Source organism: Vitreimonas flagellata (genome assembly GCF_004634425.1).
GTDB lineage: Bacteria > Pseudomonadota > Alphaproteobacteria > Caulobacterales > Aquidulcibacteraceae > Vitreimonas > Vitreimonas flagellata.
The window spans coordinates 51,756-75,132 of record NZ_SBJL01000003.1 but is presented as its reverse complement, the minus strand read 5'-3'; the positions used below and the strand labels follow the sequence as shown (position 1 = coordinate 75,132).

Here is a 23,377-nt window from a genome sequence, read left to right as displayed (position 1 = left end):
AAACAAAAAGCGCGGACCTTTCGGCCCGCGCTTTGGAACTCAGAGTTTCAAGAGCCTAGTGGCTCTCGTTGCGCCAAACTTGCTTGTACGCGAGGTACATCAAGCCCGCGAGCACCAGCAGGAACGTCAGCACGACGATGCCCGTGCGCTTGCGCTGCTCCATGTGCGGGTCAGCCGCCCATTGCAGGAAGTGCGTCACGTCAGCAGCGTATTGCTCGACCGTGGTCGGCGAGCCGTCCTCATAGGGCACCACACCTTCAGCCAGCGGCGGCGGCATGGCGATATAATGGCCAGGGAAGTATGGATTCTCATACAGCGCACCGCGTGACTCGCCCGTGTAACCGGTCAGCAGCGCGTAAATGTAATCGGCGCCGCCATGACGGGCGGAGGTAATCACCGAGAGGTCCACAGGATAGGCGCCGCCATTCGAGGCGCGCGCCGCGATCTCGTTCGGAAATGGACGACGGAAACGATCCGAAATACGGCCGGGACGATCCGTGAGTTGGCCGGTGTTCGGATCGACGGCGTTGATCGTGACGCCGGCGGCGATGGCGCGCACGTATTGGTTCTCGGTCACATCGACGAACGTGCCGCCATGCGCGGGCGCGCCCACATGCGGCTCAAGTTCTCCCGTCTCATGGTTGCGCACCATGTAGAGCGCGAAGGGGCCATTGCGTTCGCCGAGGTGACGATACGAGAGGTGGTCCATCGAGTGGCAGCTCGCGCAGACTTGCTGATAGACCTGATAACCACGCTGCACCGCGCCCATATCGTACGAGCCGACGGGGCTGTCGAAGCTGAAAGCGTGATCATGCGGGTGCTCGGCGTCGCTGGCGGCGAGGGCAGCGCCCACGGAAGCAACCGTGAGGGCCGCAGCGAGTGTCAGTGCGCGCAGCATTAGGCGGCTCCCTGCGCTTGCTTGGTGACAGGCTTGGCGATCGTGTCCGGAACGCGGCCGGGCGTTTCACGCAGGCCAAGCACGGGCAGGAGCACCAGGAAGAAGAAGAAGTAATAAAAGGTCGCGATCTGCGAGAGCGTCGTCACCGTGAACGTGAACGGCGTGTTGCGCGTCACGTTGAAGAACGGCGCGGCTTGGCCGACCTCCGCCTTCGCTTCGGTGATTGCGGTTTCCAGCTCATCGACCGTGTGTGCGGTGACGGTGCGGGTTTGCACAGCGCCGCCATTGATCGCGCGGATCGCGCCTTCGGTCGCCGAGGTGCGGGTGACCGCCGTCATCGAGGCGCCCTGCTCGGCTTGCTGCGCTTGCGCGGCGGCGGCCGTGTCAGCCCAAGCGGACTCGCCCGTCGCGCGGATCGGCGCTTCAGTCACTGAGCCGCCCTCAACCCACTCAAGCGTGGCCGAGAACGTGGCCGGCACCAAAATCTTGCCCGGGTTCTGACCGCCGCACCAACCGAGGATGACGCAAACGACCACGAAGATCAGGAAGAACTGACGCGCGATCGGGCGATAACGCATCGAACGCACGCGCGAGGTGTCCAGCCAGGGCAGCACGAACAGCACGCCGATCGCCGCGAACATCGCCAACACGCCGCCGAGTTTTGAATCAATCGGGCCGATGTTGAAATCGATGGCGCGCAGGATCGCGTAGAACGGCAGCAGATACCATTCCGGCACGATTTCCGGCGGAGTCTGCAGCGGGTTGGCCGGGATGAAGTTGTCGGCGTGGCCAAGCGCGTCCGGCATGAAGAACACGAAGGTCGCAAACAGGATCACAAACAGAACCGCGGCGAAGAGGTCCTTCATCGTCGCGTGCGGCGTGAACGGCACGGTGTCGCCCGGCTCGCCCGCTGGAATGTCGGCCGCCTTGCGGACGTCAACGCCTGTCGGGTTGTTCTGCCCCGCCTCGTGCAGCGCCCACACGTGCAGCGCCACAACGCCCGCGATCACGAAGGGCAGCAGATAATGCAGCGAGAAGAAGCGGTTGATGGTCGGCTGGTCGATCGAGAAGCCGCCCGAGAGCCAATTCTTGATGCTCTCGCCGACGATCGGCAGCGCGCCCAAGAGATTGGTGATGACGGTGGCGCCCCAGAATGACATCTGGCCCCAGGGCAGCGTGTAGCCAAGGAACGCGGTGGCGACCATCAGCAGATAGATCACGCAGCCGAGAATCCAAAGCAGCTCGCGCGGGGCCTTGTAAGACCCGTAATAGAGGCCGCGGAACATATGGATGTAAACGGCGATGAAGAACATCGAGGCGCCGACGGCGTGGATGTTCTGGATCAGCCATCCATACGGGACGTCGCGCTCAAGGCGCTGCACCGAAGCGAACGCCATGTCGATGTGCGGCACGTAATGCATCGCCAGCACGACGCCGGTGACGATTTGCACGATGAGGCACATCGACAGCATCGCGCCGAAGGTCCACCAATAGTTCAAATTCCGGGGCGTCGGGTAGGCGACGAAGCTGTCATAGCCCAGCCGGATGATCGGCAGGCGCTTATCGAGCCAACGGGTAAAGCCTGATTTCGGCTCGTAGGTCGAAGGTCCGCTCACTTGGGTTCCTCGCTTTAGCCGATACGGATGGCGGTTGGGCCGGTGAAGAGATACGGCGCAACGTCAAGATTTCGCGGCGCGGGGCCACGGCGAATACGGCCGGACGTATCGTAGTCCGAGCCGTGGCACGGGCAGAACCAGCCGCCATATTGCGAGCCTTCAACGAAGGTCGGCACGCAGCCCAAGTGCGTGCAGCTGGCTTGCAGAACGAGCCATTCCGGACGACCGGCCTGGCCGTCTTCCTGGATCAGGCGGTCTGCGTCACTCTGCGGATCTTTCAGATTGGCGAAATCGTCGCGTTGCGCAGCGGCGATCTCTTCGGCGGTGCGATGGCGCACGAACACCGGCTTGCCCTGCCACATCACTTTGATCTGCTGGCCAAGTTCGACTGCAGTGAGATCGACTTCCGTGGTCGATAACGCGCGCGTATCGGCAGCCGGGTTCATTTGATCAATGAACGGCCAAACCGTAGCGCCAACGCCAACGGCCGCGACCGATCCAGCCGCGATGAAAATGAAATCGCGACGGGTACTATCGTCCCCGTGCGCCTCGATGGGCTTTGCGTCAGCCACCCGCGTCTCTCCCGCGATCTTGGTACAGCGATGAAGCTAGGCTAATCCGGGTACGCAAAGCGCGCGGCGTGGCGCCGCATGCCTTACCGATTCCCCGATTTCGCCCCGATTCTCCGGCGGCTGAGGCTCTAACGTGCGACTGGCCCTCTATCAACCTGACATACCGCAGAATCTCGGCGCGGCACTTCGCCTCTGCGCTTGTCTGGGCGTGGCCTTGGACGTGATCGAGCCCTGCGGATTCCCGCTGACGGACACAGCGATGAAGCGAGCGGCATTGGATTACGGCGACAAGGCCAAAGTCGCCCGCCACGCCAGCTTTGCGGCATTCCGTGCGACTCCGGAACGACAATCCGGGCGGCTGATCCTGATCGAGACGGACGGCGCATTGAGCTTCATGGATTTTGCGTTTTCCACAGGCGACACCTTAGTCCTGGGTCGCGAAAGCGCTGGTTCGCCCGGCGAACTCTACGAAGCAGCCCAGGCCAGCGTGCGCATCCCGATGGTCCGGGGCTTGCGGTCGCTCAACGTGATCAACGCCGGGGCGATAGTATTGACCGAGGCGTTGCGGCAAACCGGGGCGTGGGAGAAATTCTGAGCATGGACGAGCGCAAGGCCCAGGCGAAGGCATGGTTCGAGGAGCTGCGCGACCTGATTTGCGCCGAGTTCGAGCGCCTGGAGGACGAGGCGCCGGCCGAGCTTTATCCGGGCGAACCCGGCCGGTTTGAGCGAAAGCCCTGGCGACGCGGCGATGGATCGTCGGACCAGGGCGGCGGCGTGGCTGGGCTAATGCGCGGGCGCTTCTTCGAAAAGGTCGGCGTGCATGTGAGCACAGTCCAGGGCGAATTCAGCCCGGAATTTGCCAAGCAGGTCAAAGGCGCGGCCGACGATCCGCGTTTCTGGGCGTCGGGCATTTCGCTGATCGCGCACCTGCGCAACCCCCATTGCCCGCCCGCGCACATGAACACACGCCACATCACCACAACCGAATGGTGGTTTGGCGGCGGCGGCGACCTCAATCCAACGCAAGCCTATCAGCGTGACGAGACGTATGAAGACGCTGTCGCGTTTCACGCCGCGTATCGCGACGCCTGCGCACCACACGGCGCGGAGCTTTATCCGCGCTACAAAAAATGGGCCGACGAATATTTCTGGCTGCCGCACCGCCAAGAACCGCGCGGCGTGGGCGGGATTTTCTACGACCACCACAATTCCGGCGATTGGGAGAAGGATTTCGCCTTCACCCAAGATGTCGGCCGTACGTTTCTGAAAACGTACCCGGCGCTGCTGCGCAAGCACATGCACGAGGCGTGGAGCGAAGCCGAACGCGACGAGCAATTGATCCAACGCGGTCGCTACGTGGAATACAATCTGCTCTACGATCGCGGCACGACGTTTGGTCTGAAGACGGGCGGGAACATCGAGAGCATTCTTTCGAGCATGCCGCCGTTGGTGAAGTGGCCTTGAACCTCAAGCGAGCCCTTGCGCGACAGCCTTCAGCCGCTCGATCACGCTGAGCTTGTCATCCGGGAAATCGGCGTCGATCCACCATTCTTCGACTTCGCGCAGGATGATGCCGACCTTTGGCCCAGCGGGCACGCCGGCGGTCATCACTTCATCGCCGGTCAGCGGCAGTTTCGGCGCATGCCACATCTGACCGTGCGCGACGAGCGCGCGCCATTGCTGCGCCTTCTCACCGCCCGCGCCGGCCCAGGCCAGCATCACGCGATCGCGGAACGCCTCGTTGCCAATGCGATAGATTGCGCGCCGCATTTCGCGCAGCGACATATAGGACGTGAGCTTCACCTCATCACCGAGGGCGGCGACCAAACGGTCGCGCTCTTCATTGGAAAGCTTCAAGCGCCGCGCCAAAGCTTTCGCGCTTTCCTGATCCGTCAACGCCGCCGCGACCCGCGTCATCGGATCGACGGGCAACATCAAATCTGCTTCCAAGGTGCAGAGCGCATCCAACCGCGTTTCGTTCGACAATTCCGGCAGCGCCCGCGCGCGCACTTCGATCGCTTTCATCCCTTCCCACGCGGCGCGCGGATCAGGAGCGGCGAGCATCTTCTTCACTTCCTTCCAGACGCGCTCGACCGAGAGCGTATCGAGGCCGGCGACCAGATCAGCGCAGGCTTGCAAGCCGTGCGGATCGATCGGCCCACGCGCGTACCAGGCGTTGAAGCGGAAGAAGCGCAGGATACGGAGATAATCTTCCTTCAAGCGCTGATACGCGTCGCCGATGAAAATCACACGTCCCTTGCGCGCGTCTTCGAGGCCGCCGCCGGTGGGATCGTGGATCGTCCCGCTTGCGTCCGCGTAGAGTGCGTTCAGGCGGAAATCGCGGCGTTGTGAATCCTCTTCCCAGCTCCCGGTGAACGCGACCGTCGCGCGCCGGCCATCGGTGGAGACATCGCGGCGCAATGTGGTCACTTCGAACGGCTTGTGCTTCACCACCACCGTCACGGTGCCGTGCTCAATGCCTGTCGGGTGCGCGGCAAAACCAGCCTGCTCCGCGACGGCGACAACTTCATCTGGCGTGAGTTGCGTCGCGATGTCGATGTCATCGACCTCGCGCCCCATCAACGTGTTGCGCACGCAGCCGCCAACAAACCGCGACCCGCCCGCGCGCGCCGTCTCAAGTGCGGCCAGCAGCGCCTGCGTCTCCGGCGCCTTGAGCCAGGATGCGTGGGGAATGGCGGTGGTCATCGTTCGTGGAGTCTCTCATACAGCGCCCGGATCATGCCTGCGGTTGCGCCCCAGATGAAGTGGGGGCCGTAATCCATTGCGTAATAGGCGCGCTTTTGGCCCTGCCACATGGCTTCACGGCGTTCGAGATTGGCGGGGTCGAACAGAAACGAGAGCGGCGCTTCAAACACGCCCGCCACTTCGCGCGGGTCGAGCGTCAGTTCAAAACCCGGTTCGACGAGGCCAACGATCGGCGTGATGCGATAGCCGGTGCCGGTTTCGTATTGATCCCACGCGCCGAGCGGCTCGATCCATTCGCGACTGAGGCCGACTTCCTCGAACGTCTCGCGCAGCGCCGTCTCCACCGCGTTCGCATCGCTCGCCTGCACACGACCGCCGGGAAACGAGGTCTGCCCCGGATGCGCCGGCGTCTCCACCGAGCGCTGCGTAAACAGCATCGTCCACCCTTCCGGGCGCTTGATGATCGGCGCGAGTACGGCGGCAGGCCGCAACTCCGTTTCAGGCCGCACCCAATCCGGATTGAGATCGCGATCGCTGCGCGCCCGCGCCGCCACATGATCCACACGATCAAGCCGCGCGCGCAGCAGAGTTTCGATGTTGGCGAAGTTCATGTCGCGCTCATATGGGGCCTCACGACGCCACCCCCAACTCAAACCACACGCCCCCGCTCCAAACACCGAGCTTCCCGTCCCGCGTCTCGGCCCAATCGACCAGTTCATAGAACGGCGCGCGTAGGACGCGTGCTTCTAGACGGCCGCGCACGTGCACGTAGGGTCGTGGTTCGTCTTCGCCGCGCGTCGCCACGCGTAGCGGATGTTCGAGGCCGGCTTGGACGATGTCGCCGACATTGGTGGTGAACACGATGTTCTGCTCGCGGCCCTCGCCCACGCGATCAGCGCGGATGGCGACGAAGGGCGCGTCCGCCACTTTAACCACGATCTTCTCGACCGGCGTCACGAGATAGGTTTGGCCGTCCTCGTCCTTGCGCAAGATCGAGGCGAAAAGCTTGACGAGCGCCGCGCGCGTGATGCGCGTTCCCTCGTGCTTCCACATACCGTCGGCCATGATCTCCATGCCGATGTCCCCGCAATGGGCGGGGTTCCATTTGTCGACTGGAGGAAGGCCTTTGTCGCCGGAGCCCGCTTGGCGCTTGAGGCTCGCGAGTAATTGCTCCAGGGACTGGCTAGTTTCCGGGGTCGTCATAATTCGGCCAGCATACAAGCGAGCTTCGCGCCCATGAGCAATCTCGATAATCCACAGGCTTTGGTCGCCGAGGCGGAAGCCGCGGGCGAAGCCCTAGCACAAGTTCGGGCCGAGATCGGCAAGGCCGTGTTCGGCCAGGAGCGCGTCATCGAATTGACGCTGGCGGCAGTATTGGCGGGCGGCCACGTGCTGCTGGTCGGCGCGCCAGGCTTGGCCAAGACGCGGCTGGTGGAAGCGACGGCGCGCGTGCTGGGGCTCGATTGGGGCCGCGTGCAATTCACGCCGGACCTGATGCCGGCCGATATTCTGGGCTCCGAAGTGTTGGATCAGGACGAAGCTGGCCGGCGCCATTTCCGCTTCGTCAAAGGCCCGATCTTCACGCAGCTTCTGATGGCCGACGAAATCAACCGCGCCAGCCCACGCACACAATCGGCGTTGCTGCAGGCGATGCAGGAGCATCATGTGACGGTGGCGGGCGTTGCACACGACGTGCCGCGTCCCTTCCATGTGCTGGCGACGCAAAACCCGATCGAGCACGAAGGCGCCTACCCGCTGCCGGAAGCACAGCTCGATCGCTTCTTGCTGCAAGTCGACGTGCCGTATCCGGATGCCGAGATTGAGCGCAGGATTTTGATCGAGACGACGGGTCTTGAAGATGTGCAGCCGCAAACGATCCTCAATGCGGACTCGCTGATGCGTTTGCAGCGCTTGGTGCGCTCAATGCCGGTGGGCGAAAAGGTGCTCGCCGCGATCCTCGAATTGGTGCGTTCGGCGCGGCCGGGTTCGAGCCACGATCCGCGCGTGAACCAGCATGTCGCCTGGGGCCCCGGCCCGCGCGCGGGGCAAGCGTTGATGTTGGCGGTGCGTGCGCGGGCGTTGCTGCGCGGGCGTTTGGCGCCGGCGGTGGATGATGTGGCCGCACTGGCGCGTCCGGCTTTGGTGCATCGCATGCAGCTCAGCTTCGGTGCACGCGCGGAAGGCTTGGACATCGACAGCCTCGTTGACGATTTGGCTGAGCGCGCCGCTTGAACGATCGCGCGCGCCTCGACGCGCTGGCGCTGGCTGGCGACTTGCCGGGCGTGTTGCTCGACGCGAAACGGCTCGCGGCGAGCGCGCCGGGCGTGCATGGGCGCCGGCGCGCGGGCCAAGGCGAAGCGTTCTGGCAATATCGCGACCACCGCGCTGAAGATGGCGCGCGCTTGGTCGATTGGCGCCGCTCCGCGCGCGGCGATCGCTTCTTCGTGCGCGAACAAGAACGCGAAGCTGCGCAAACGGCGTGGTTCTGGATCGATCCGGACGCGGGTTTCAATTGGGCAAGCGATAGCGCGCGGCCAACGAAGTTGCACCGCGCCCGCGCGCTTGCGTTGGCGCTCGGCATTTTGCTCTCACGCGGCGGGGAACGCATCGGTGCGTTAGGACATGCGCCCCGCTCCGGCGCGCGTGCTGTGGATCGGCTGGCGCATGACTTTCTGGCGCCTACGCATGATGTCGACGCGCCGAGCAATTCGTGCGTGATCTTCTTGAGCGATTTCTATGCGCCGGTTGAAACGTGGCGCGGGCGATTGAAGGCGTGTGCGGCGGCGGGCGCGAGCGGCGCATTGGTGATGATCGCCGATCCGGCGGAAGAGGATTTCCCCTTCCGTGGCCGCACGCTCTTTCAAGCGCCAGGCAGCCGCACCGAAATGCTGATCGGCCGCGCGGAAGCTGCGCGTGACACTTATACGGAGCGTCTTGAGACGCACCGTCGCGCCATCCGCGCCTTGGGCTCTGAATTTCATTTCCCGGCGCTGCTGCATCGCACCGACCATAACGCTTCGCTGGCGCTCGCCATGCTGATCGCGCTCGTCTCGGAGCGCTTCGCGTGACCCTGGGGCCTTTCCTGTTTGGCGCGCCAGCAGCGCTACTCGCTTTGCTCGCGCTGCCGGCTTTGTGGTGGCTGATGCGCGCGACGCCGCCGCCGCCGCAACGCGCCGCGTTTCCGCCGGCGCGGTTGCTGCAAGGCTTGCGCACGGACGATCAGAGCAAAGAGCGCGCGCCGTGGTGGCTGGTGCTGTTCCGCATCTTGGCGGCCGCACTCCTAATCTTAGCGTTCGCGCGGCCAAGCTTGGCGCCCATTGCTGCCGAAAGCGCGCAAGGCGGGCGCACTTTAATCGTCATCGATGACGGCTGGCCCTCGGCGCCGTTTTGGAGCGACACGCGCGCCGCCGCAATCGCCGCCGTGAACCAAGCCGAACGCGCCAACGCGCCAGTGTTCCTGCTGCTCACCGCGCCCAACGTCCCCGCGCGCGATCCGGGCGAGGCGATGACGGCGGCGGATGCGAAGTCACGTATCGGGCGCTTAGAGCCGCGCGGCTGGCGGCCAAACCGCGCTGACGCCGCCGAGCGCCTCGCGCGCACACAGGGCAATTTCGATCGTATCATCTGGATCAGCGACGGCCTGAACGATGATGGCGCAGCCGCGCTCACGGCAGAATTGCAGCGGCGCGGGCCGCTGACTGTGCGCCTGCCCACGCAAACGGCGCGCGCGATTGTGGCCGGTTCGGTAACGCCGCAAGGCGTCACCGCCGATCTGCGTCGTGCGCCGAATGGCTCTGCGGTTGCCGCGATTGCAGCGGAGACGGCGGAAGGCCGCTCGCTCGGCGCGGCTGAGGTGAATTTCCAAGGCGATGCGCTCACAGCTTCAGGTCGCATCGATCTGCCCCCGGAGATCGCCGCGCGCGCGGCGCGTGTGCGCATCGTTGGTGAGCAAAGCGCGGGCGCGGTGCATTTGTTACCGGCGGGCGCCGGACGGCCGTTTGTCGGCTTGGTCGATCCGGGCGGGGCGGGGCAGCCGCTGCTTTCGGAACTGTTCTACGTCGAGCGCGCATTGCAGCCGTTCGCGAGCTTGCAGCGCGGCACCGTGGGCCAACTCATCAATGCCCGCGCACAAGCCTTGATCCTGCCCGACGCTAGCCCGGTCGCGCCGACCGATAGCGCAGCACTTGAGAATTGGCTGGAGAATGGCGGCTTGCTGGTGCGCTTTGCAGGACCGCGTTTGGCGGATCAGGCCGATGACCTTGTGCCGGTGCGCCTTCGCCCCGGCTCGCGCACATTGGGCAGCGCGTTGGCGTGGGAAACACCGCTTGGCATTGGGGCCTTCCCCGCGGACTCGCCCTTCGCCGGCATCAATCCGCCTGCGGACGTGAGCGTACGCCGACAAGTGCTTGCGCAGCCGGCTTCACTCGAAGAGGCGCGCGTGTGGGCAACGCTCTCGGACAATTCACCGCTCGTCACCGCGCAGCCGCGCGGGCGAGGGCTCATCGTGCTCTTTCACGTGAGCGCTGGGCCGGAATGGTCCGACCTGCCGCTGTCTGGTCTCTTCGTCGAGTTGCTCCGCCGCACGCTCGCCTTCTCAGCGCGCGCGGAAGGCGCGGGCGAACGCGAAATCACCGGCGGCCCGTTCGTGGCGCAACGTGTGCTCGACGGCTTCGGCTCGCTCTCGCCGGCGTCGCCCGATCTGCAACCGATCGCGCCAGAAGCATTTCCGCTCGCACAGCCGTCGCCCATCACGCCGCCCGGCCTCTACGAGCGTGCGGGCTTGAGCGCAGCGATTGACGCGGCGCGACCGGATGAAGCGCTCCGGCCATTGGAATTGCCGAGCGACGTCGAACGCGCCGGTCTGGGCAACGTCGTTGATCGCCCGCTCGCGGGTTGGCTGTTCGGCGGAGCTGCGGCGTTGCTGGCGATCGATCTGATGATCGCGCTCTTTCTGCTCGGGCGTTTGCCACGCTTCGGGCGCGGCGCGACGGCGGCGCTTGTGGCGTTCTTTGCGCTGGGTGGCGCGGATGCGCACGCGCAGAGCGATCCCACGCAGACGCTGCGACTCGCTTACGTCCGCACCGGCGATGCGCGCATTGATCGGACCTCCGAGCAAGGCTTGCAGGCGCTCTCGGATATTCTTACTGAGCGCACCTCCGTCGAACCTGGCGCACCCATCGGCGTAAACCTCGCAACCGACGATCTCTCCGCTTATTCGTTCCTCTATTGGCCCGCACCGAATGCGCCACAACGCATGAGCGACGCGGCGATCTCGAACATTGATCGTTACCTCGCCATCGGCGGCTTGCTTCTCGTCGACACGCGCAACGCCAGCGGCGGCGGAAACACGAGGCCAGCGCAGGCGATGCTCGCCGGCGTCGATGTGCCGCCGCTAGAGCAAGTCACCACCCAGCATGTGCTGGCGCGCGCGTTTTATCTGATGCGCTCCTTCCCTGGCCGTTCGCAAGCGACGCAGCTTTGGGCGGAGAGCTCTTCGGCAGCCTCCTCGCGCGACGGTGTCGCGGCGATATTCATTGGCGACGGCGACTGGGCGTCGGCTTGGGCCGGGCAAGTGAGCAATGCGCGCCAACGTGAGCTTGCGCTGCGCTTTGGCGTGAACCTCGTCATGGTTTCGCTCACCGGTAATTATAAAGCCGACCAAGTGCATGTGCCGGCGCTGCTCGAACGCATGGACAATGAGCGGCGATGATAGCGGGCGCGCGCATCGGTTTCGATCCGGCTCTGCCGACGTCAGCGCTCATCGCGTTGGGCGTCCTCGCGACTCTTTCGCTTGCTATTTACGTGTGGCGACAGGGCGGCGCGCCGATCTTGCGCGCAGCAGGCTTGGCCTTCGTGTTCATCGGCATCACGCAGCCACAATGGGTGCGTGAGACGCGCGAACCCGCGAATGATGTTGCGCTGATTGTGGTCGACCAAAGCGAGAGCTTGGCGCTTGCTGGCCGACGCGACGCAGCGCGCGCTGCCGGTGATGCGATGGCGGAACGGCTGTCGCGCGAAACGGGCGTCGATGTGCGCGTGCGTGAAGCGCGCGGCGGCCCGGACGGCACCATGATCACTTCGGTGATCTCGGACGCTCTGAGCGACGTCGCGCCCGAGCGCATCGGCGGCGTGATCGTGGTGACCGACGGCCAAGCCGCCGATCCACCGGCCGAGCCACGCCGCCTGGCCGATCTTGGGCCCGCACACATCCTCATCGTCGGCGATCCCGATCGCGGCGATCGGCGACTTGAACTCGTGCAAGCGCCGACGTTCGGCATTGTGGGCGAGCCGATGCGCGTGACCGGGCGCGTGATCGATAACACCGGCAACGCGCAAGTGCGCGTACGCGTCACCATCGACGGGCGACGCGTGACTGAAACTATCGCGCGCGCAAATCAGGACTTCAGCATCGACGTGCGCTTGCCGCATCGTGGGCGAAACATGGTGATGCTCGAAGCGGATGCTGGCCCGCAGGAGATCACGCTTGCCAACAATCGCCAGGCGTTCGCGGCGAACGGCGTGCGTGATCGGTTGCGTGTGCTACTCGTGACTGGCACGCCGCATCCGGGCGCGCGCGTGTGGCGCAATCTGCTGAAATCTGATCCTGCAGTGGATCTGGTGCATTTCTCGATCCTGCGACCGCCGGACAAGCAGGATTACACGCCATTGAATGAACTCGCGCTGATCCCTTTCCCGACGGAAGAGCTGTTCGAGCGTCGTTTGGGCGAATTCGATCTGATCATCTTCGATCGCGCGCCGCAGCGCGGCATTCTGCAGGCGTATTATTTCGCGAGCATCGCGCGGCGTGTGGAGCAAGGCGGCGCGTTGTTGATCACGGCAGGCGAAAGCGAAGCGGGCCTTGATGGGCTCTATCGCACGGCGCTCGCGGGCATCTTGCCGTCGCAACCGACGGGGCAAGTGATTGATCGTGCGTATCGGCCTGCGCCAACCACACTTGGCTTGCGTCACCCCGTCGTGCGAGGCTTGCCTGCGCCGGAGCGTTGGGGACGCTGGACGCAACAAGTCGGCGCGCGTGCGACGAGTGGGCAAACGGTGCTGTCCGGCGCGGATGGTCAGCCTTTGCTCGTTCTCGACCGCGCAGGCGACGGGCGCGTAGCGCAGCTTTGGTCCGACCAACCGTGGCTGTGGGCGCGCGGCTATGACGGCGGTGGGCCGCACGGCGAGTTGTTGCGCCGTTTGGCGCACTGGCTGATGCAAGAGCCAGAATTGGAAGACGAGCGCTTGTCGCTCGATCCCAACACGCGGGGACTCGAAATCGAACGCTCCACGCTGGGCGCAGCGCCTGGTCCGATCGAGCTCATCGCGCCATCGGGCGCGCGCACTGAAGTCGCGATCGGCGAGAGCGCACCGGGCTTATGGCGTGGTGAAGCGCCAGCGACGGAGCAAGGTTTGTACGAAGCGCGCAGCGGCAATTTGCGTGCGTTCGCCGCAGTCGGCCCGCTCAATCCACGCGAAGCGGCGGCACTCGCGGCTGATCCTGAAATCTTGCGCCCCTTCGCCAACGCCACCGGCGGCAGCGTCACCCTCACGGGCGAAGACGGCCGCAACCTACCCGGCATCCGCCGCATCGATCGCGGCGCCAATTCCGGCGGCGGCGATTGGATCGGCATCGAGCGCAACCGCGCCTACGTCGTCCGCGCCGCAACCGCCTCGCCCCTCGGACCAGGCTGGCTCTGGGCGCTCATCGGCACAGCGCTGCTGATGCTCGGCTGGCGCCGGGAATCCTTCTAGCGCCCCACACTCGTCGCGTGGGCGGCGTATTTGGTGTCGATGCCTTTGATGTGCGAGCTCAACCAGAATTTCAGAAACTGGAAGAAGTCATCGCTGGCGATTCCGCCGGCGGCGCGGATGCGCGCGGCGAAATCGCCGTAACGGGTGAGCAAGCTGGTGTGCAACGCCTTGTGATTGGTAAAGCCCGGATAACCGATGCGCTGCATGTAGGCTTCTTCATGCGCGAAATGCTCGGTGCAGGCTTCGCCGAGTTTGGCGACGAGAGCGTTGATCGTAGCGCCCTGCTTGCCGGCGGCGTGCGCATCGTAGATTTGATTCATGATGTCGAGCAGGCCGTGATGCTCGTCGTTCATGGCCTTCACGCCGATGTCGAGTGATTTGTCCCAATTCATGATTGGCATGCCGATCTCCCGCTTTGACGAGAGATTTGGCGCCGAGGTGTAGCGCGATGGTAAATTCAGCTGCAGCGCGCCCAGCGCCTCCGTATTCATCCGTAAGCCAAGCGAGATAGCCCGCCCGTTGGGTGACCCAAAACGGGTACGGCACTACCCATTCTTAAGCGCAACCGGTGTCTTCCTCATCCGCGTGCCCGCTTCAACACTTGCAGGCTCTGGGAGATCGAAATGCTGCACTGGATCCATCAGCGCATGAGTGTCGGCGCGCGTTTGGGGCTCATCGCCGGGCTCCTGATGATCCCTGTTTTGATGTTCGCGGGCTTGTTCGTCGCGCAAGCGATGAAGGAAATCCGCTTCGCCGAGCGCGAAATGGCGGGCGCGGATTATATCCAGGCTGTCTGGACGCAATTCGAAGAGCCCAATCCTGAAACCGCCGCGCAGGCGCAAGCCGCGCGCGCCCAGTTCGATCCCATGTTTGGGACGTCGGATGAAGGGGACGCATTCTTTTCCGAGAACGACGGCGTTGCGCGACGCGCGGCGGCGCGTCAGTTCTTTGTCGCGGTGGCCGACGCGTCACATCTGACCTTGGACCCCGATCTCGATTCCTATTACGTCATGGACCTGGTGGTGGTGCGCCTGCCAGCGCTCCATGATGCAATCAGCCAACTCGCAATCGCGGCGCCTGATGACGTCGCCGCGCGCGCCGTCGCGCTGGACCGTGTTCAATCTGCTCAAGCCGCAACCGAAAGCTCCGCCGCCGCAGCGATCGCCGGCAACCTGGACGGCGGCACGCGCACAGCTCTTGAGCGCCGTGTTGCGTCTTTGAGCGCCGCGACGCGTGATTTCATCGCTCGCACCCAAGCCGGTGAGGTTTTGGACGAAGCCGCATTCGATCAAGCGGCCGATGAAGTTTGGAGCGCGGCCGCGTTGGAGCTTGATCGCTTGCTTGCGGCGCGCATCAGCCGCTTGCAGACGAACCTCTACACTTGGCTGGGCGGCTCGCTGGCTGTGCTCGCTTTGGCTGGCCTGTTGATGCTGCTGATCAGCCAAGCCATGGCGACGCGCATCCGCAATCTTGTCTCCAGCATGAACGATCTTGCAGCGGACAAGGCGGAGACGGACATTCCGTGCCAAGAGGATCGCAACGAGACCGGTCAGATCGCGCAAGCCTTGCTAATCTTCAAAGCGAGCCTGGCCGAGCGTCTGCGTCTGCAGGCGGAATCGGCGGTGATGCATGAGCAGACGGCCGAAAAGCTCCGCGAGATGGAGCGCAAGCACGCCTCAGCGACCCAGGAACTTGCCTTCGTGGTCTCGTATGTGAAGGAAGGCCTGACCAAACTCTACGAAGGCGACCTCACCTATCGCCTGAAGGAACTCTTTCCCGTCGACTACAAATCCATCCGCATGGATTTCAACCAAACCGCCGCGCGGTTGGAAGAGACCATGCAGAACATTCTTGGCGCCGCGGAATCCATGCGTTCAACCGCGGTAGATATCTCGTCGGCGGCGGATGCGCTCTCTAACCGCACCGAGCAACAGGCCGCGGGCCTCGAGGAGACTGCAGCGGCGTTGGAGCAGATCACCTCCACCGTGAAAAACAATGCGGGTCACGCCCAGCGTGTCCGCGAAGTCGCAACCGCCGCCGGCCAAGATGCGGCCTCCAGCAGCGTCGTGTTGACGGACACGCGCGAAGCCATGGCGAAGATCGAGCGCTCGTCGAGCGAAGTTGGGCGCATTCTCGGCGTCATGGACGAGATCGCGTTCCAAACCAATCTGCTTGCGCTGAACGCCGGCGTTGAAGCCGCGCGCGCAGGTGAAGCTGGCCGCGGTTTCGCCGTGGTTGCAACGGAGGTGCGCGCCTTGGCGCAACGCTCGTCGGAAGCGGCTAAAGAGATCAAGGCGCTGATCAATTCGAGTTCGGTCGATGTCGAAACCGGCGTGTCGCTGGTGGGGCAAACCGCCGAAGCACTGGAGCGCATCGCCACGCGCGTTGCGGAAATCAATTCGCTCGTCGCCACCGTGGCGGCGTCCGCCGAAGAAGAATCGCGCGGCATTGCCGAAGTGAATGTCGCCGTGACGCAAATGGACCAGATCACGCAACAAAACGCAGCCATGGTCGAAGAAAGCACGGCCGCGAGCCACGCGCTGGCCGCCGACGCCAAAGGGCTGGCCGAGATGGTCCAGAAATTCAAGGTCACCAAGGCCGGCGGCGCCAATGTGAGCACGCTCCGTCGCGTCAGCTAAGTGGCGCTGTAGCTGACACCTACCTGACGCAGCCCTTCCGAAGGCGATCAGGTTGGCTTCGCTAGGGTTGTTCTTGTCAGACGGGCCGATGGCCTCGCGAGACGAACAACCCTTGCGGAGCAAAGAACATGAAAAACAAGTTTCTCACGGCCGCTGCGGCCCTGGCGATCCTGACCAGCATGGCGGCGACCCCGGCCATGGCGCAAAACCGGACCGTTATCAGCCAAGTTGGCCGCGACAATGGCGTCGCTGCGTCACAACAAGGCCGCGGCAACCGCGTGGCGGTCGATCAAGCCGGACGCGTGAATTACGCGCGCGGCGTGCAGACCGGCAACCGCAACTTCCTGCGCATGAACCAAGGCGGCACGCGCAACGAAGCGATCACTGACCAGCTAGGCGACGACAACCTTGCCGTCACTGGTCAGGAAGGCCGCAATCTGCGCGCCGGCATCGTGCAGACGGGCCGCGGCAACGTCTCGGGCATCGCCCAAATCGGCAACGGCTCCATCGCCACCACCGAGCAAACGGGCGTGAACAACACGACGGGCGTCATCCAAGTTGGCAACAACCAAGACGCGCACGTCACCCAACGCGGCAACGGCAATATCAGCGTCGTGATCCAAGGCGGCCAATAACCGTCAGCGACGCAAGGGAGCGGAGGAGCGCTTTCCCCCCGAGCGCTCCTCCCACCCTCTTCGCCCTTCACCTCCTTCATTGGAGATTTGGAAATGTGGAAGTCAGTTCTCACCGCCACCGCTTTGATCGCCGCGAGCGCGTGCGCCGCGAGTGCGCATCCAGAGCCTTCGCCGGTTCGTGCAACGCCGATCGCTTACGAGAATGATGCCGTGGAATGCATGGTGCGGCGCACGCCAACCCTGCACGGCGTGCGGCTGGAAGCCTTGGCGCGCGGTGATCGCAACGCTTACGGCGATTACGAATTCGTCGTCACCAAGGATGGCGCGGGCGGTTCGTCCGACATCGTCCAGGAAGGCGCATTCGATCTGAGCGCCGGCGAGCAATTGCTCGGCGAAGCGGAATTCAGCATGGGCCGGCGCGACTATTACCGCGCGCGTCTGGTGTTGCGCGACGGCGGCGGCGTGGTTTGCCGTGACGATGTGCGCTCGTAACTGATATAGATTTGGGAGCTCGTACGATGATCAAGCAAACTCTTTTGGCGGCCGCTGTGTTGATGAGCGCGATCGCGCCGACGACGGCATCGGCCCAAGCTTGGGTGCGCGGCAACCAAGTGACGGTCAGCCAAGTCGGCAACAACAACGGCGCGGGCGTGGCGCAGAACGGGTCGAACAACAATGCCGGCGTGTCGCAACGCGGCAACGGTTCGACAGCAGTCGTCGTGCAGAACGGCAACAACAACAATGGCTGCATCTATCAGATCGGCAACAATCTGGACACGCGTCTTGAACAAAACGGCGGCGAGCGCACGACGGTAGTGGAAACCCGTCGCGGTCGCCAAGAAGGCCGCACCGTGATCCGCGGCAAGCGCATCTATTGGTGCCCGCGTTAATCGGGTCTAGAATGCGCGCTAGCGCCTAGCGCGCACTCGCCTCGGCGCTTGTTCCAACCAGACGCGGAAACATCCGCGCATAAGGGAGCACGCCATGAGAGTGAAAGACGCCATGCATGTTGGGGTGAAGTGGGCCGAGCCGGATACGTCGGTGGCCGAGCTCGCCCACATGATGCGGCGCCACGATGTCGGCGCCATACCGATAGGGCAAAACGATCGGCTCATCGGCATCGTCACGGATCGCGACATCATCTGTCGCGGCGTGGCGGACCGCAAAGATATTTCGGCGCTGAAGGCGCGGGATATCATGACGCCGAAAGTCGTGTGGTGCTCCGAAGACGAAGAGCTGCTGACGGCTGTGCGGCGCATGGAAGAACGGCGCGTGCGGCGGATGCCGGTGATCAATGCGGACAAGCGCATGGTCGGCATTCTGGCGCTCGGCGATATTTCGTCAGCGGCGTCGAAGGCGCTCTCCGGCGAGGTGTTGGGCGCCGTGAGCGCGCACCACTAACGCGGCGCGCGCAGTTCGCCTTCGATCTTATCGAGCCCGCCCGGACGAAGCGCTTGCCAGAGCAATCGCGCCGGATCGGTCGGGCCCGGCAGGCTGACGCGACCATCGGGCACGCGCGTGAAGCCGGCCGGCGCGAAGAATTTCTCTGCGCCCACGAGCACGATGGCGCCGCCGCCGACGGCGCGACACGCGGCCACGCACGCCTGCACCAAAGCCAAACCCAAGCCGCCCGATTGGGCGTCGGGATCGACCGCGAGCGGCCCAAGGAAATAGACAGGCTGACCCGCCTCCGCACGCCAGATGCGGCACACGCCAATCACCTCGCCCGCCGCGTTCAGCGCCACGCGCGATAAGCCGGGCTCGAACACAGCGCCGCGCTCGCGCACGCGCTCGCTCGTCTTGGCGAAGCGCCCCGGACCGAACGCGCGTTCGAGCACGTGCTCAACGCCTTCGGCATGCTCCGGCTTTTCGGCGATCAGCGTCTGGGCCAATGCTCTTCCTTCGATCAAGAGGCGCCGCGCATAGGGCCGGCTGACGGGCGCGTCAATCGCGGGTCTGTCATGCGGGGCGCGCTGTTGCGACTCGCACCGCCCAAGCGCATGGTCCGGCCCGCTTGGCTTCCCTTCGCATCCCTTCCCTCGATATCTTCCGCCACCGGCTGTTCGCTCAGTTTTGGGCCGCGCGCTGGTTCGCGACGTTCGCGATCCAGGTCCAGGCGACCGCGATGGGCTGGCAGGTTTACGATTCCGCGCGCGCGCACGGCCAGAGCATCGCCGAAGCGGCGTTCGTGTTGGGCCTTGTCGGCCTTGCGCAATTCTTGCCGCTCCTGGTGCTCTCGCTGTTCGGCGGACAAGCGGCGGATCGCTACAATCGCCGGCTCATTCTGATCGCTTGCATGAGCGCCAAAGCGCTGATCTTGCTTTGGCTCGTGTTCGCGTCGGGTATGGGTCCGGATGTCGTGATCCCGGCGGTGTTTGCGGCGGCGATCAGCGCCGGCGTGATCAATGCGTTCATGCCGCCGGCGGCGAGCGCGATCATGCCGATGCTGTTGCCGCGCGACGAACTCCCACAAGGCATCGCTTGGTCGTCGCTGGCGTTTCAATCGTCGCTAATCATAGGGCCAGCTGCGGGCGGCTTACTTTACGGACTCGGCGTAGCCGTGCCGTATGCGACAGCGTTCGTGCTGCTTGTCGTATCGGCCTTGCTGCTCGTTTTCTTGAAGGCGCCAAAACAAGAGCCGGTCACCGACGCGCGCACCTTGGGCATGATTGCCGAGGGCCTGCGCTTTGTTTGGAAGAACAAGATTGTGCTTGGCGCGATCTCCCTCGATCTCGTTGTCGTGCTGCTCGCGGGTGCTGTGGCGCTGTTGCCGGTGTTCGCACGCGACATTTTGCATGCGGGCCCGAGTGAGCTGGGCATTTTGCGTTCGGCGATGGGCGTCGGCGCGGCCAGCGTCGCACTTTGGCTTGCGGTGAAGCCGCTCCGCGCGCGCGTCGGCTTCTGGATGTTCGGCGCGACGATTGCGTTTGGCCTGGCGACAATCGTCTTCGGGCTCTCGGAATATTTGTGGCTGACGGCGCTGGCGCTCGCGGTCGCCGGCGGCGTCGACATGATCTCCGTCTATGTGCGCCAAACCCTGATCCAATTGAACACGCCGGACGCGATGCGCGGCCGCGTGGCGGCGGTAAGCTTCGTGTTCATCTCCGCCTCAAACGAGCTGGGCGATTTCGAGGCCGGCTTGATGGCGCGGATTTTCGGGCCGGTGATGGCGGTGACGATCGGCGGCGTCGCGGCGGTGTTTGCGTCCCTCGGCTGGATGCGGCTGTTCCCAGAACTCGCGAAGGCGGACGGGTTCGAGCCGATGGACGAACGGGCGTCGTAACCGCTGCCCTATGGGCATCTAGCGTGCCCCCTTCCGGCTGCTAGAATCCGCCGCGGAGGATGCGATGCAATATGACGACGTGGTGCTTGGGCGGCGCTCTATTCGCGGGTTCAAGCGCGAGCCGGTGCCGAAGGACGTCATTCGCGACGTGATGGCGCTGGCGATGCGGGCGCCCTCATCGCTCAACACGCAGCCGTGGAATTTCTACGTCGTCACCGGTGAACCGCTCGATCGCATTCGCGCCGGCAACACCGAGCGCAATCTCGCCGGCGTGCCGGAATCGCGCGAGTCGCGGGGGCATGGCGCTTATGAAGGCGTGCATCGCGAGCGCCAGATCGAGATCGCCAAACAATTGTTCGCCGTGATGGGCATCGATCGTCATGATGTCGAGAAGCGCAAGGATTGGGTGTTGCGCGGCTTTCGCCAATTCGATGCGCCTGTTTCGATCGTCGTCACCTATGATCGCTCCATTCATGGCGGCGATATCGGCCCGTTCGATTGCGGCGGCGTGACCAACGCGCTGGTGAACGCCGCCTGGTCGCGCGGGCTCGGCTGCGTGATCAACAGCCAAGGCATCATGCAATCGCCCGTCGTGCGCGAGCATGCGGGCATAACCGATGACCAAGTGATCATGATCTGCGTCGCGATGGGCTATCCGGACAATGATTTTCCCGCGAACGCGGTGGTGTCACGGCGCAAGAGCGTGGACGAGGCGGTGGTGTTTGTGGGGTTTGAGGATTGAGCGCGCGATCCGGCGCGGCTTTGCATAAGTGCGCTTAACCCTCTTTCGCGTTGGCGCTTAAGTCATTTTTGTTGGTGACCCGACTAGCATCGGCTCTATGGCGGACCAGACATATCCTGGCGAGTTGGCGACGCCGCAACAAATCCGCGCGCTGGCCGACGAGTATCGGAAGGCGGCGCATCTGCTATTGGAGAAATCCAGCAGAGTCGCAAAGCCGCTCACGCGCGCGCCATTTCGACTCGCCGCCATTCACGCGATTGAGCTTATCTCAGCGCGCTGTTGCTGCATCGCGGGTTCGCGGCGTCAAAGATCCGCGCCCTGGGACATAACCTCGCCGCGCGCGCAACGCATGCTATCGACGGCGGTTTAGTGTTGCGCAAGCTCACGGCCGCACATCTGCAAACCTTGAGCGCAAACCGCGAATATCTCATCACCCGCTACGGGCCAGAACTCGCCGCAAGCGCCTCGCAGATCAACCGGCTGACGGCGACGCTCGATGAAGTCGCAAAGAAAGTCACAGTCTCGCTAACCTCCGCGCCCGCGCCGAACCCCAAGTCCTTAATCGTCTCCCCTAGGTGAGCTTGCACGCGCTCTGCGCGGCGCCTTACATGCGCGCGCATGGAGGAACGCATGGGCGTGTTGAGCGGCAAGGTCGTGGTCGTGACGGGCGGCGGCAATGGGATTGGGCGCGAGTGCGCGTTGCTGGCGGGGCGCGAGGGTGCGGCCGTGCTGGTCAACGATCTGGGCGGCACGCTGAAGGGCGATGACGCGGGCTCAGCGGGGCCGGCCGAAACTGTGGCGCAGGAAATTCGCGCCGCGGGCGGTACGGCGATTTCGAACTCGGACAGCGTCACCGATTACGACGCGGTCGCCTCGATGTTTGAGCAGGCCAAGAAGGAATTCGGCGGGCTGCACGCGGTGATCAATCCAGCCGGGATTTTGCGCGACGGCATGTTCCACAAGATGGCGGTGGAGGATTGGAAGGCCGTCATCGACGTGCATTTGAACGGCGCGTTCAACGTGACGCGCGCCTCGATCGAACATTTCCGCGCGCAGGAAGACGGCGCCTATGTGCTGTTCACCTCCACCACCGGCCTCATCGGCAATATCGGCCAAGCCAATTATGGCGCGGCGAAATTGGGCGTCATGTCGCTCTCGCACATTATTGCGATGGAGAACGCGGCCAAGAATGTGCGCTCGAATGTGCTCGCGCCATTTGCGTGGACACGGATGATCGCCTCGATCCCGGTGAAGGATGAAGCGAGTGCCGCGCGCGTCGAGCGGATCAAGAAGAACATGCGCGCCGATCAAGTGGCGCAGATCGCAGTGGCTTTGTGCGCGGACGGCGCGAAGGACACGACCGGCCAGGTATTCGCGGTGCGCGGCAACGAATTGTTCCTGTTCAACCAGCCGCGCCCGGTGCGTGGCATGGCGCGCGTTGAGGGGTGGTCGCCCGAGAGCATCATCGATCACGCTTTGCCGGCGCTGAAAGCGAACTATACTGACCTGGGGGCCTCAGCGAGTGTGTTCTCATGGGATCCAGTTTGATACGCGCAGCGATTGCTTCTTTGGCGTTGGCCGCATGCGCTACAGCGCCGGAGACGCCAATGGATAATCCGCTCGACGGCTCAAGCTGGCGCGAAGCCAGCGGCGGCGAACATGCGCCGACAATTGAATTCGCGGATGGCCGCGCGTCCGGCCACGCCGGGTGCAATCGTTGGTTCGCTGGCGTCACGCATGGCGAAGGTGTGGCGATGAGCTTCGGCGATGCTGGGCTGACCAGGATGATGTGCGAGCCGGCGCGGATGGAAGTGGAGCAACGCTTCCTGGCGGCGATCCGCGATACGCAAATCGCCGTCATCGAAGGCGATACATTGATCCTGCGCGATATCGCGGGCGCGGATGTGGCGCGGTTCACGCGTGTGGGAAGCGCGCCCTAAGGCGCGCTCCCTTCTACGGTGTTGTTTACGGCGTTGCAGCCGGCGCGGGCGTCGGCATGGCGTCCACCGTCGGCAGCGTGCGACCGGCGCAGAGATCGCGTGTGCCGTCGGCGCAATTCAGCACCGCCGCTTCCGTGGCGCCCGGTGCGAATATCACCAGCCAATGTTCAGCCGGATCAGATCGCACCTGCGTGAGCTGCGGACCACACTGAATGGCGAACACGAGCGAGCCCGCGTGGCCCGCATAAATGCTCGCCGGATCGATGTTCGGCGGGACAATGCCGCGCGCTTCAGCGGCGCGGATCGAGGTGCACGGCGGCTGCGCTTCGGGGTGTGCGCCTTGGTAGGCAGTGAGTTGTTGCCAGGCGAAGACGGGCTGCTGGTCCGGCGCCATGGCTTGGATTTGCTCCATCAGCGATTCCGGCGCGGCGGGCGCCGCCTCTTCCGTCGGCGCTTCGGCGGGTTGGCCGCATGCTGCGAGCGCGAACGACGCCGCGGCCGCGAGAATGAATTTTTTCATGTACTCCTCCCTCGTCCTGCCTAAGCACGACGGCTGAGCGCACACGTCAAGCCAGTATTCAATCTGTGCCTTGA

24 protein-coding genes and 1 pseudogene are annotated in these 23,377 nt (G+C 64.3%); 16 read left to right on the top strand and 9 right to left on the bottom strand.

Annotated features, from left to right (window positions below):
• Positions 1-55: 55 nt before the first annotated feature.
• The 3 genes and pseudogenes from EPJ54_RS13130 to petA all read right to left on the bottom strand — a co-directional run bounded on the left by EPJ54_RS13130 (position 56) and on the right by petA (position 3,086).
• Positions 56-898: a cytochrome c1 gene (locus tag EPJ54_RS13130; protein ID WP_135212201.1), complete on the bottom strand. Its 843-nt coding sequence runs from the start codon at positions 896-898 to the stop codon at positions 56-58.
• Between the two features lie 467 nt (positions 899-1,365).
• Positions 1,366-2,514, bottom strand: a pseudogene (locus tag EPJ54_RS13125) (cytochrome b); the annotation flags it as partial.
• Between the two features lie 14 nt (positions 2,515-2,528).
• Entirely contained in the window at positions 2,529-3,086 is a 558-nt protein-coding gene (gene petA, locus EPJ54_RS13120) for a ubiquinol-cytochrome c reductase iron-sulfur subunit (RefSeq protein ID WP_135212200.1), read from the bottom strand.
• Positions 3,087-3,219: 133 nt separating this feature from the next.
• On the opposite strand from petA, the gene EPJ54_RS13115 reads away from it, so the two are divergent.
• Positions 3,220-3,681, top strand: coding sequence for a tRNA (cytidine(34)-2'-O)-methyltransferase (locus tag EPJ54_RS13115; protein ID WP_135212199.1), 462 nt, complete (start codon positions 3,220-3,222; stop codon positions 3,679-3,681).
• Positions 3,682-3,683: 2 nt separating this feature from the next.
• Complete coding sequence (hemF, locus tag EPJ54_RS13110; protein ID WP_135212198.1) at positions 3,684-4,550, top strand: oxygen-dependent coproporphyrinogen oxidase; 867 nt, start codon at positions 3,684-3,686, stop codon at positions 4,548-4,550.
• A 3-nt stretch (positions 4,551-4,553) separates the two neighbouring features.
• Here the strand turns inward: hemF and EPJ54_RS13105 are convergent, their stop codons facing one another.
• Genes EPJ54_RS13105 through EPJ54_RS13095 form a run of 3 tightly spaced genes read right to left on the bottom strand, consistent with a single transcriptional unit; the run spans position 4,554 to position 6,995 of the window.
• Positions 4,554-5,792 carry a CCA tRNA nucleotidyltransferase gene (locus EPJ54_RS13105; protein ID WP_135212197.1) on the bottom strand — a complete coding sequence of 413 codons (1,239 nt, stop codon included), beginning with the start codon at positions 5,790-5,792 and terminating at the stop codon, positions 4,554-4,556.
• Positions 5,789-6,403: an NUDIX hydrolase gene (locus tag EPJ54_RS13100; protein WP_239590922.1), complete on the bottom strand. Its 615-nt coding sequence runs from the start codon at positions 6,401-6,403 to the stop codon at positions 5,789-5,791. The genes EPJ54_RS13105 and EPJ54_RS13100 overlap by 4 nt, the downstream gene beginning before the upstream one ends.
• Positions 6,404-6,422: 19 nt before the next feature.
• Entirely contained in the window at positions 6,423-6,995 is a 573-nt protein-coding gene (locus tag EPJ54_RS13095; RefSeq protein ID WP_135212195.1) for a DUF1285 domain-containing protein, read from the bottom strand.
• Positions 6,996-7,028: 33 nt separating this feature from the next.
• Between EPJ54_RS13095 and EPJ54_RS13090 the strand changes: the two genes are divergently transcribed.
• Genes EPJ54_RS13090 through EPJ54_RS13075 form a run of 4 tightly spaced genes read left to right on the top strand, consistent with a single transcriptional unit; the run spans position 7,029 to position 13,544 of the window.
• On the top strand, positions 7,029-8,024 hold the full coding sequence (locus tag EPJ54_RS13090; RefSeq protein WP_135212194.1) for an AAA family ATPase: 996 nt from the start codon (positions 7,029-7,031) through the stop codon (positions 8,022-8,024).
• Positions 8,021-8,860, top strand: coding sequence for a DUF58 domain-containing protein (locus tag EPJ54_RS13085; RefSeq protein WP_135212193.1), 840 nt, complete (start codon positions 8,021-8,023; stop codon positions 8,858-8,860). The genes EPJ54_RS13090 and EPJ54_RS13085 overlap by 4 nt, the downstream gene beginning before the upstream one ends.
• Positions 8,857-11,502 (top strand): DUF4159 domain-containing protein, encoded by a 2,646-nt coding sequence (locus EPJ54_RS13080; RefSeq protein WP_135212192.1) that lies wholly within the window; start codon positions 8,857-8,859, stop codon positions 11,500-11,502. Before EPJ54_RS13085 ends, EPJ54_RS13080 begins: the two co-directional genes overlap by 4 nt.
• The gene (locus tag EPJ54_RS13075; protein WP_135212191.1) at positions 11,499-13,544 is read left to right on the top strand and encodes a hypothetical protein; all 2,046 of its coding nucleotides are present in this window, start codon (positions 11,499-11,501) and stop codon (positions 13,542-13,544) included. The genes EPJ54_RS13080 and EPJ54_RS13075 overlap by 4 nt, the downstream gene beginning before the upstream one ends.
• Here EPJ54_RS13075 and EPJ54_RS13070 read toward each other — a convergent pair.
• A complete protein-coding gene (locus tag EPJ54_RS13070; RefSeq protein ID WP_167755721.1) occupies positions 13,541-13,945 on the bottom strand; it encodes a bacteriohemerythrin in 405 nt (134 codons plus the stop codon). The two genes, EPJ54_RS13075 and EPJ54_RS13070, sit on opposite strands and share 4 nt — an antisense overlap.
• Before the next feature lie 222 nt (positions 13,946-14,167).
• Between EPJ54_RS13070 and EPJ54_RS13065 the strand changes: the two genes are divergently transcribed.
• The 5 genes from EPJ54_RS13065 to EPJ54_RS13045 all read left to right on the top strand — a co-directional run bounded on the left by EPJ54_RS13065 (position 14,168) and on the right by EPJ54_RS13045 (position 18,219).
• A complete protein-coding gene (locus tag EPJ54_RS13065) occupies positions 14,168-16,183 on the top strand; it encodes a methyl-accepting chemotaxis protein (RefSeq protein ID WP_135212189.1) in 2,016 nt (671 codons plus the stop codon).
• Positions 16,184-16,311: 128 nt separating this feature from the next.
• Positions 16,312-16,818, top strand: a complete 507-nt coding sequence (locus tag EPJ54_RS13060) for a curlin-associated protein (RefSeq protein WP_135212188.1) — start codon at positions 16,312-16,314, stop codon at positions 16,816-16,818.
• A gap of 93 nt (positions 16,819-16,911) precedes the next feature.
• Complete coding sequence (gene csgH / locus EPJ54_RS13055) at positions 16,912-17,310, top strand: curli-like amyloid fiber formation chaperone CsgH (RefSeq protein ID WP_135212187.1); 399 nt, start codon at positions 16,912-16,914, stop codon at positions 17,308-17,310.
• A 26-nt stretch (positions 17,311-17,336) separates the two neighbouring features.
• Positions 17,337-17,708, top strand: coding sequence for a curlin repeat-containing protein (locus EPJ54_RS13050; protein WP_135212186.1), 372 nt, complete (start codon positions 17,337-17,339; stop codon positions 17,706-17,708).
• A 94-nt stretch (positions 17,709-17,802) separates the two neighbouring features.
• Positions 17,803-18,219, top strand: a complete 417-nt coding sequence (locus EPJ54_RS13045) for a CBS domain-containing protein (protein WP_135212185.1) — start codon at positions 17,803-17,805, stop codon at positions 18,217-18,219.
• Here the strand turns inward: EPJ54_RS13045 and EPJ54_RS13040 are convergent.
• Positions 18,216-18,710, bottom strand: a complete 495-nt coding sequence (locus tag EPJ54_RS13040; RefSeq protein ID WP_167755720.1) for a GNAT family N-acetyltransferase — start codon at positions 18,708-18,710, stop codon at positions 18,216-18,218. The genes EPJ54_RS13045 and EPJ54_RS13040 overlap by 4 nt on opposite strands.
• A gap of 122 nt (positions 18,711-18,832) precedes the next feature.
• On the opposite strand from EPJ54_RS13040, the gene EPJ54_RS13035 reads away from it, so the two are divergent.
• From EPJ54_RS13035 to EPJ54_RS13015, 5 genes are all read left to right on the top strand, one after another.
• Complete coding sequence (locus EPJ54_RS13035; protein WP_239590920.1) at positions 18,833-20,101, top strand: MFS transporter; 1,269 nt, start codon at positions 18,833-18,835, stop codon at positions 20,099-20,101.
• A 64-nt stretch (positions 20,102-20,165) separates the two neighbouring features.
• Positions 20,166-20,843, top strand: coding sequence for a nitroreductase (locus EPJ54_RS13030; protein ID WP_135212183.1), 678 nt, complete (start codon positions 20,166-20,168; stop codon positions 20,841-20,843).
• 372 nt (positions 20,844-21,215) lie between these two features.
• Entirely contained in the window at positions 21,216-21,422 is a 207-nt protein-coding gene (locus tag EPJ54_RS20075; RefSeq protein ID WP_239590919.1) for a hypothetical protein, read from the top strand.
• A 51-nt stretch (positions 21,423-21,473) separates the two neighbouring features.
• Positions 21,474-22,391, top strand: a complete 918-nt coding sequence (locus EPJ54_RS13020; protein WP_135212182.1) for an SDR family NAD(P)-dependent oxidoreductase — start codon at positions 21,474-21,476, stop codon at positions 22,389-22,391.
• A 59-nt stretch (positions 22,392-22,450) separates the two neighbouring features.
• The gene (locus tag EPJ54_RS13015) at positions 22,451-22,783 is read left to right on the top strand and encodes an META domain-containing protein (RefSeq protein ID WP_239590918.1); all 333 of its coding nucleotides are present in this window, start codon (positions 22,451-22,453) and stop codon (positions 22,781-22,783) included.
• Positions 22,784-22,808: 25 nt separating this feature from the next.
• Here the strand turns inward: EPJ54_RS13015 and EPJ54_RS13010 are convergent, their stop codons facing one another.
• Entirely contained in the window at positions 22,809-23,303 is a 495-nt protein-coding gene (locus tag EPJ54_RS13010; RefSeq protein ID WP_135212180.1) for a hypothetical protein, read from the bottom strand.
• Between the last annotated feature and the right edge of the window lie 74 nt (positions 23,304-23,377).

Excerpts from the sequence above, each read along its gene's own strand:
- EPJ54_RS13090 (WP_135212194.1), top strand. The coding sequence starts at position 7,029 with ATGAGCAATCTCGATAATCCACAGGCTTTGGTCGCCGAGGCGGAAGCC.
- EPJ54_RS13015 (WP_239590918.1), top strand. The coding sequence starts at position 22,451 with ATGGATAATCCGCTCGACGGCTCAAGCTGGCGCGAAGCCAGCGGCGGC.
- EPJ54_RS13030 (WP_135212183.1), top strand. The coding sequence starts at position 20,166 with ATGCAATATGACGACGTGGTGCTTGGGCGGCGCTCTATTCGCGGGTTC.
- EPJ54_RS13100 (WP_239590922.1), bottom strand. The coding sequence starts at position 6,403 with ATGAACTTCGCCAACATCGAAACTCTGCTGCGCGCGCGGCTTGATCGT.
- EPJ54_RS13075 (WP_135212191.1), top strand. The coding sequence starts at position 11,499 with ATGATAGCGGGCGCGCGCATCGGTTTCGATCCGGCTCTGCCGACGTCA.
- EPJ54_RS13070 (WP_167755721.1), bottom strand. The coding sequence starts at position 13,945 with ATGCCAATCATGAATTGGGACAAATCACTCGACATCGGCGTGAAGGCC.
- csgH (WP_135212187.1), top strand. The coding sequence starts at position 16,912 with ATGTGGAAGTCAGTTCTCACCGCCACCGCTTTGATCGCCGCGAGCGCG.
- hemF (WP_135212198.1), top strand. The coding sequence starts at position 3,684 with ATGGACGAGCGCAAGGCCCAGGCGAAGGCATGGTTCGAGGAGCTGCGC.
- EPJ54_RS13060 (WP_135212188.1), top strand. The coding sequence starts at position 16,312 with ATGAAAAACAAGTTTCTCACGGCCGCTGCGGCCCTGGCGATCCTGACC.
- EPJ54_RS13050 (WP_135212186.1), top strand. The coding sequence starts at position 17,337 with ATGATCAAGCAAACTCTTTTGGCGGCCGCTGTGTTGATGAGCGCGATC.
- EPJ54_RS13020 (WP_135212182.1), top strand. The coding sequence starts at position 21,474 with ATGGGCGTGTTGAGCGGCAAGGTCGTGGTCGTGACGGGCGGCGGCAAT.
- EPJ54_RS13130 (WP_135212201.1), bottom strand. The coding sequence starts at position 898 with ATGCTGCGCGCACTGACACTCGCTGCGGCCCTCACGGTTGCTTCCGTG.
- EPJ54_RS13095 (WP_135212195.1), bottom strand. The coding sequence starts at position 6,995 with ATGACGACCCCGGAAACTAGCCAGTCCCTGGAGCAATTACTCGCGAGC.
- EPJ54_RS13045 (WP_135212185.1), top strand. The coding sequence starts at position 17,803 with ATGAGAGTGAAAGACGCCATGCATGTTGGGGTGAAGTGGGCCGAGCCG.
- EPJ54_RS13105 (WP_135212197.1), bottom strand. The coding sequence starts at position 5,792 with ATGACCACCGCCATTCCCCACGCATCCTGGCTCAAGGCGCCGGAGACG.
- EPJ54_RS13065 (WP_135212189.1), top strand. The coding sequence starts at position 14,168 with ATGCTGCACTGGATCCATCAGCGCATGAGTGTCGGCGCGCGTTTGGGG.
- EPJ54_RS13010 (WP_135212180.1), bottom strand. The coding sequence starts at position 23,303 with ATGAAAAAATTCATTCTCGCGGCCGCGGCGTCGTTCGCGCTCGCAGCA.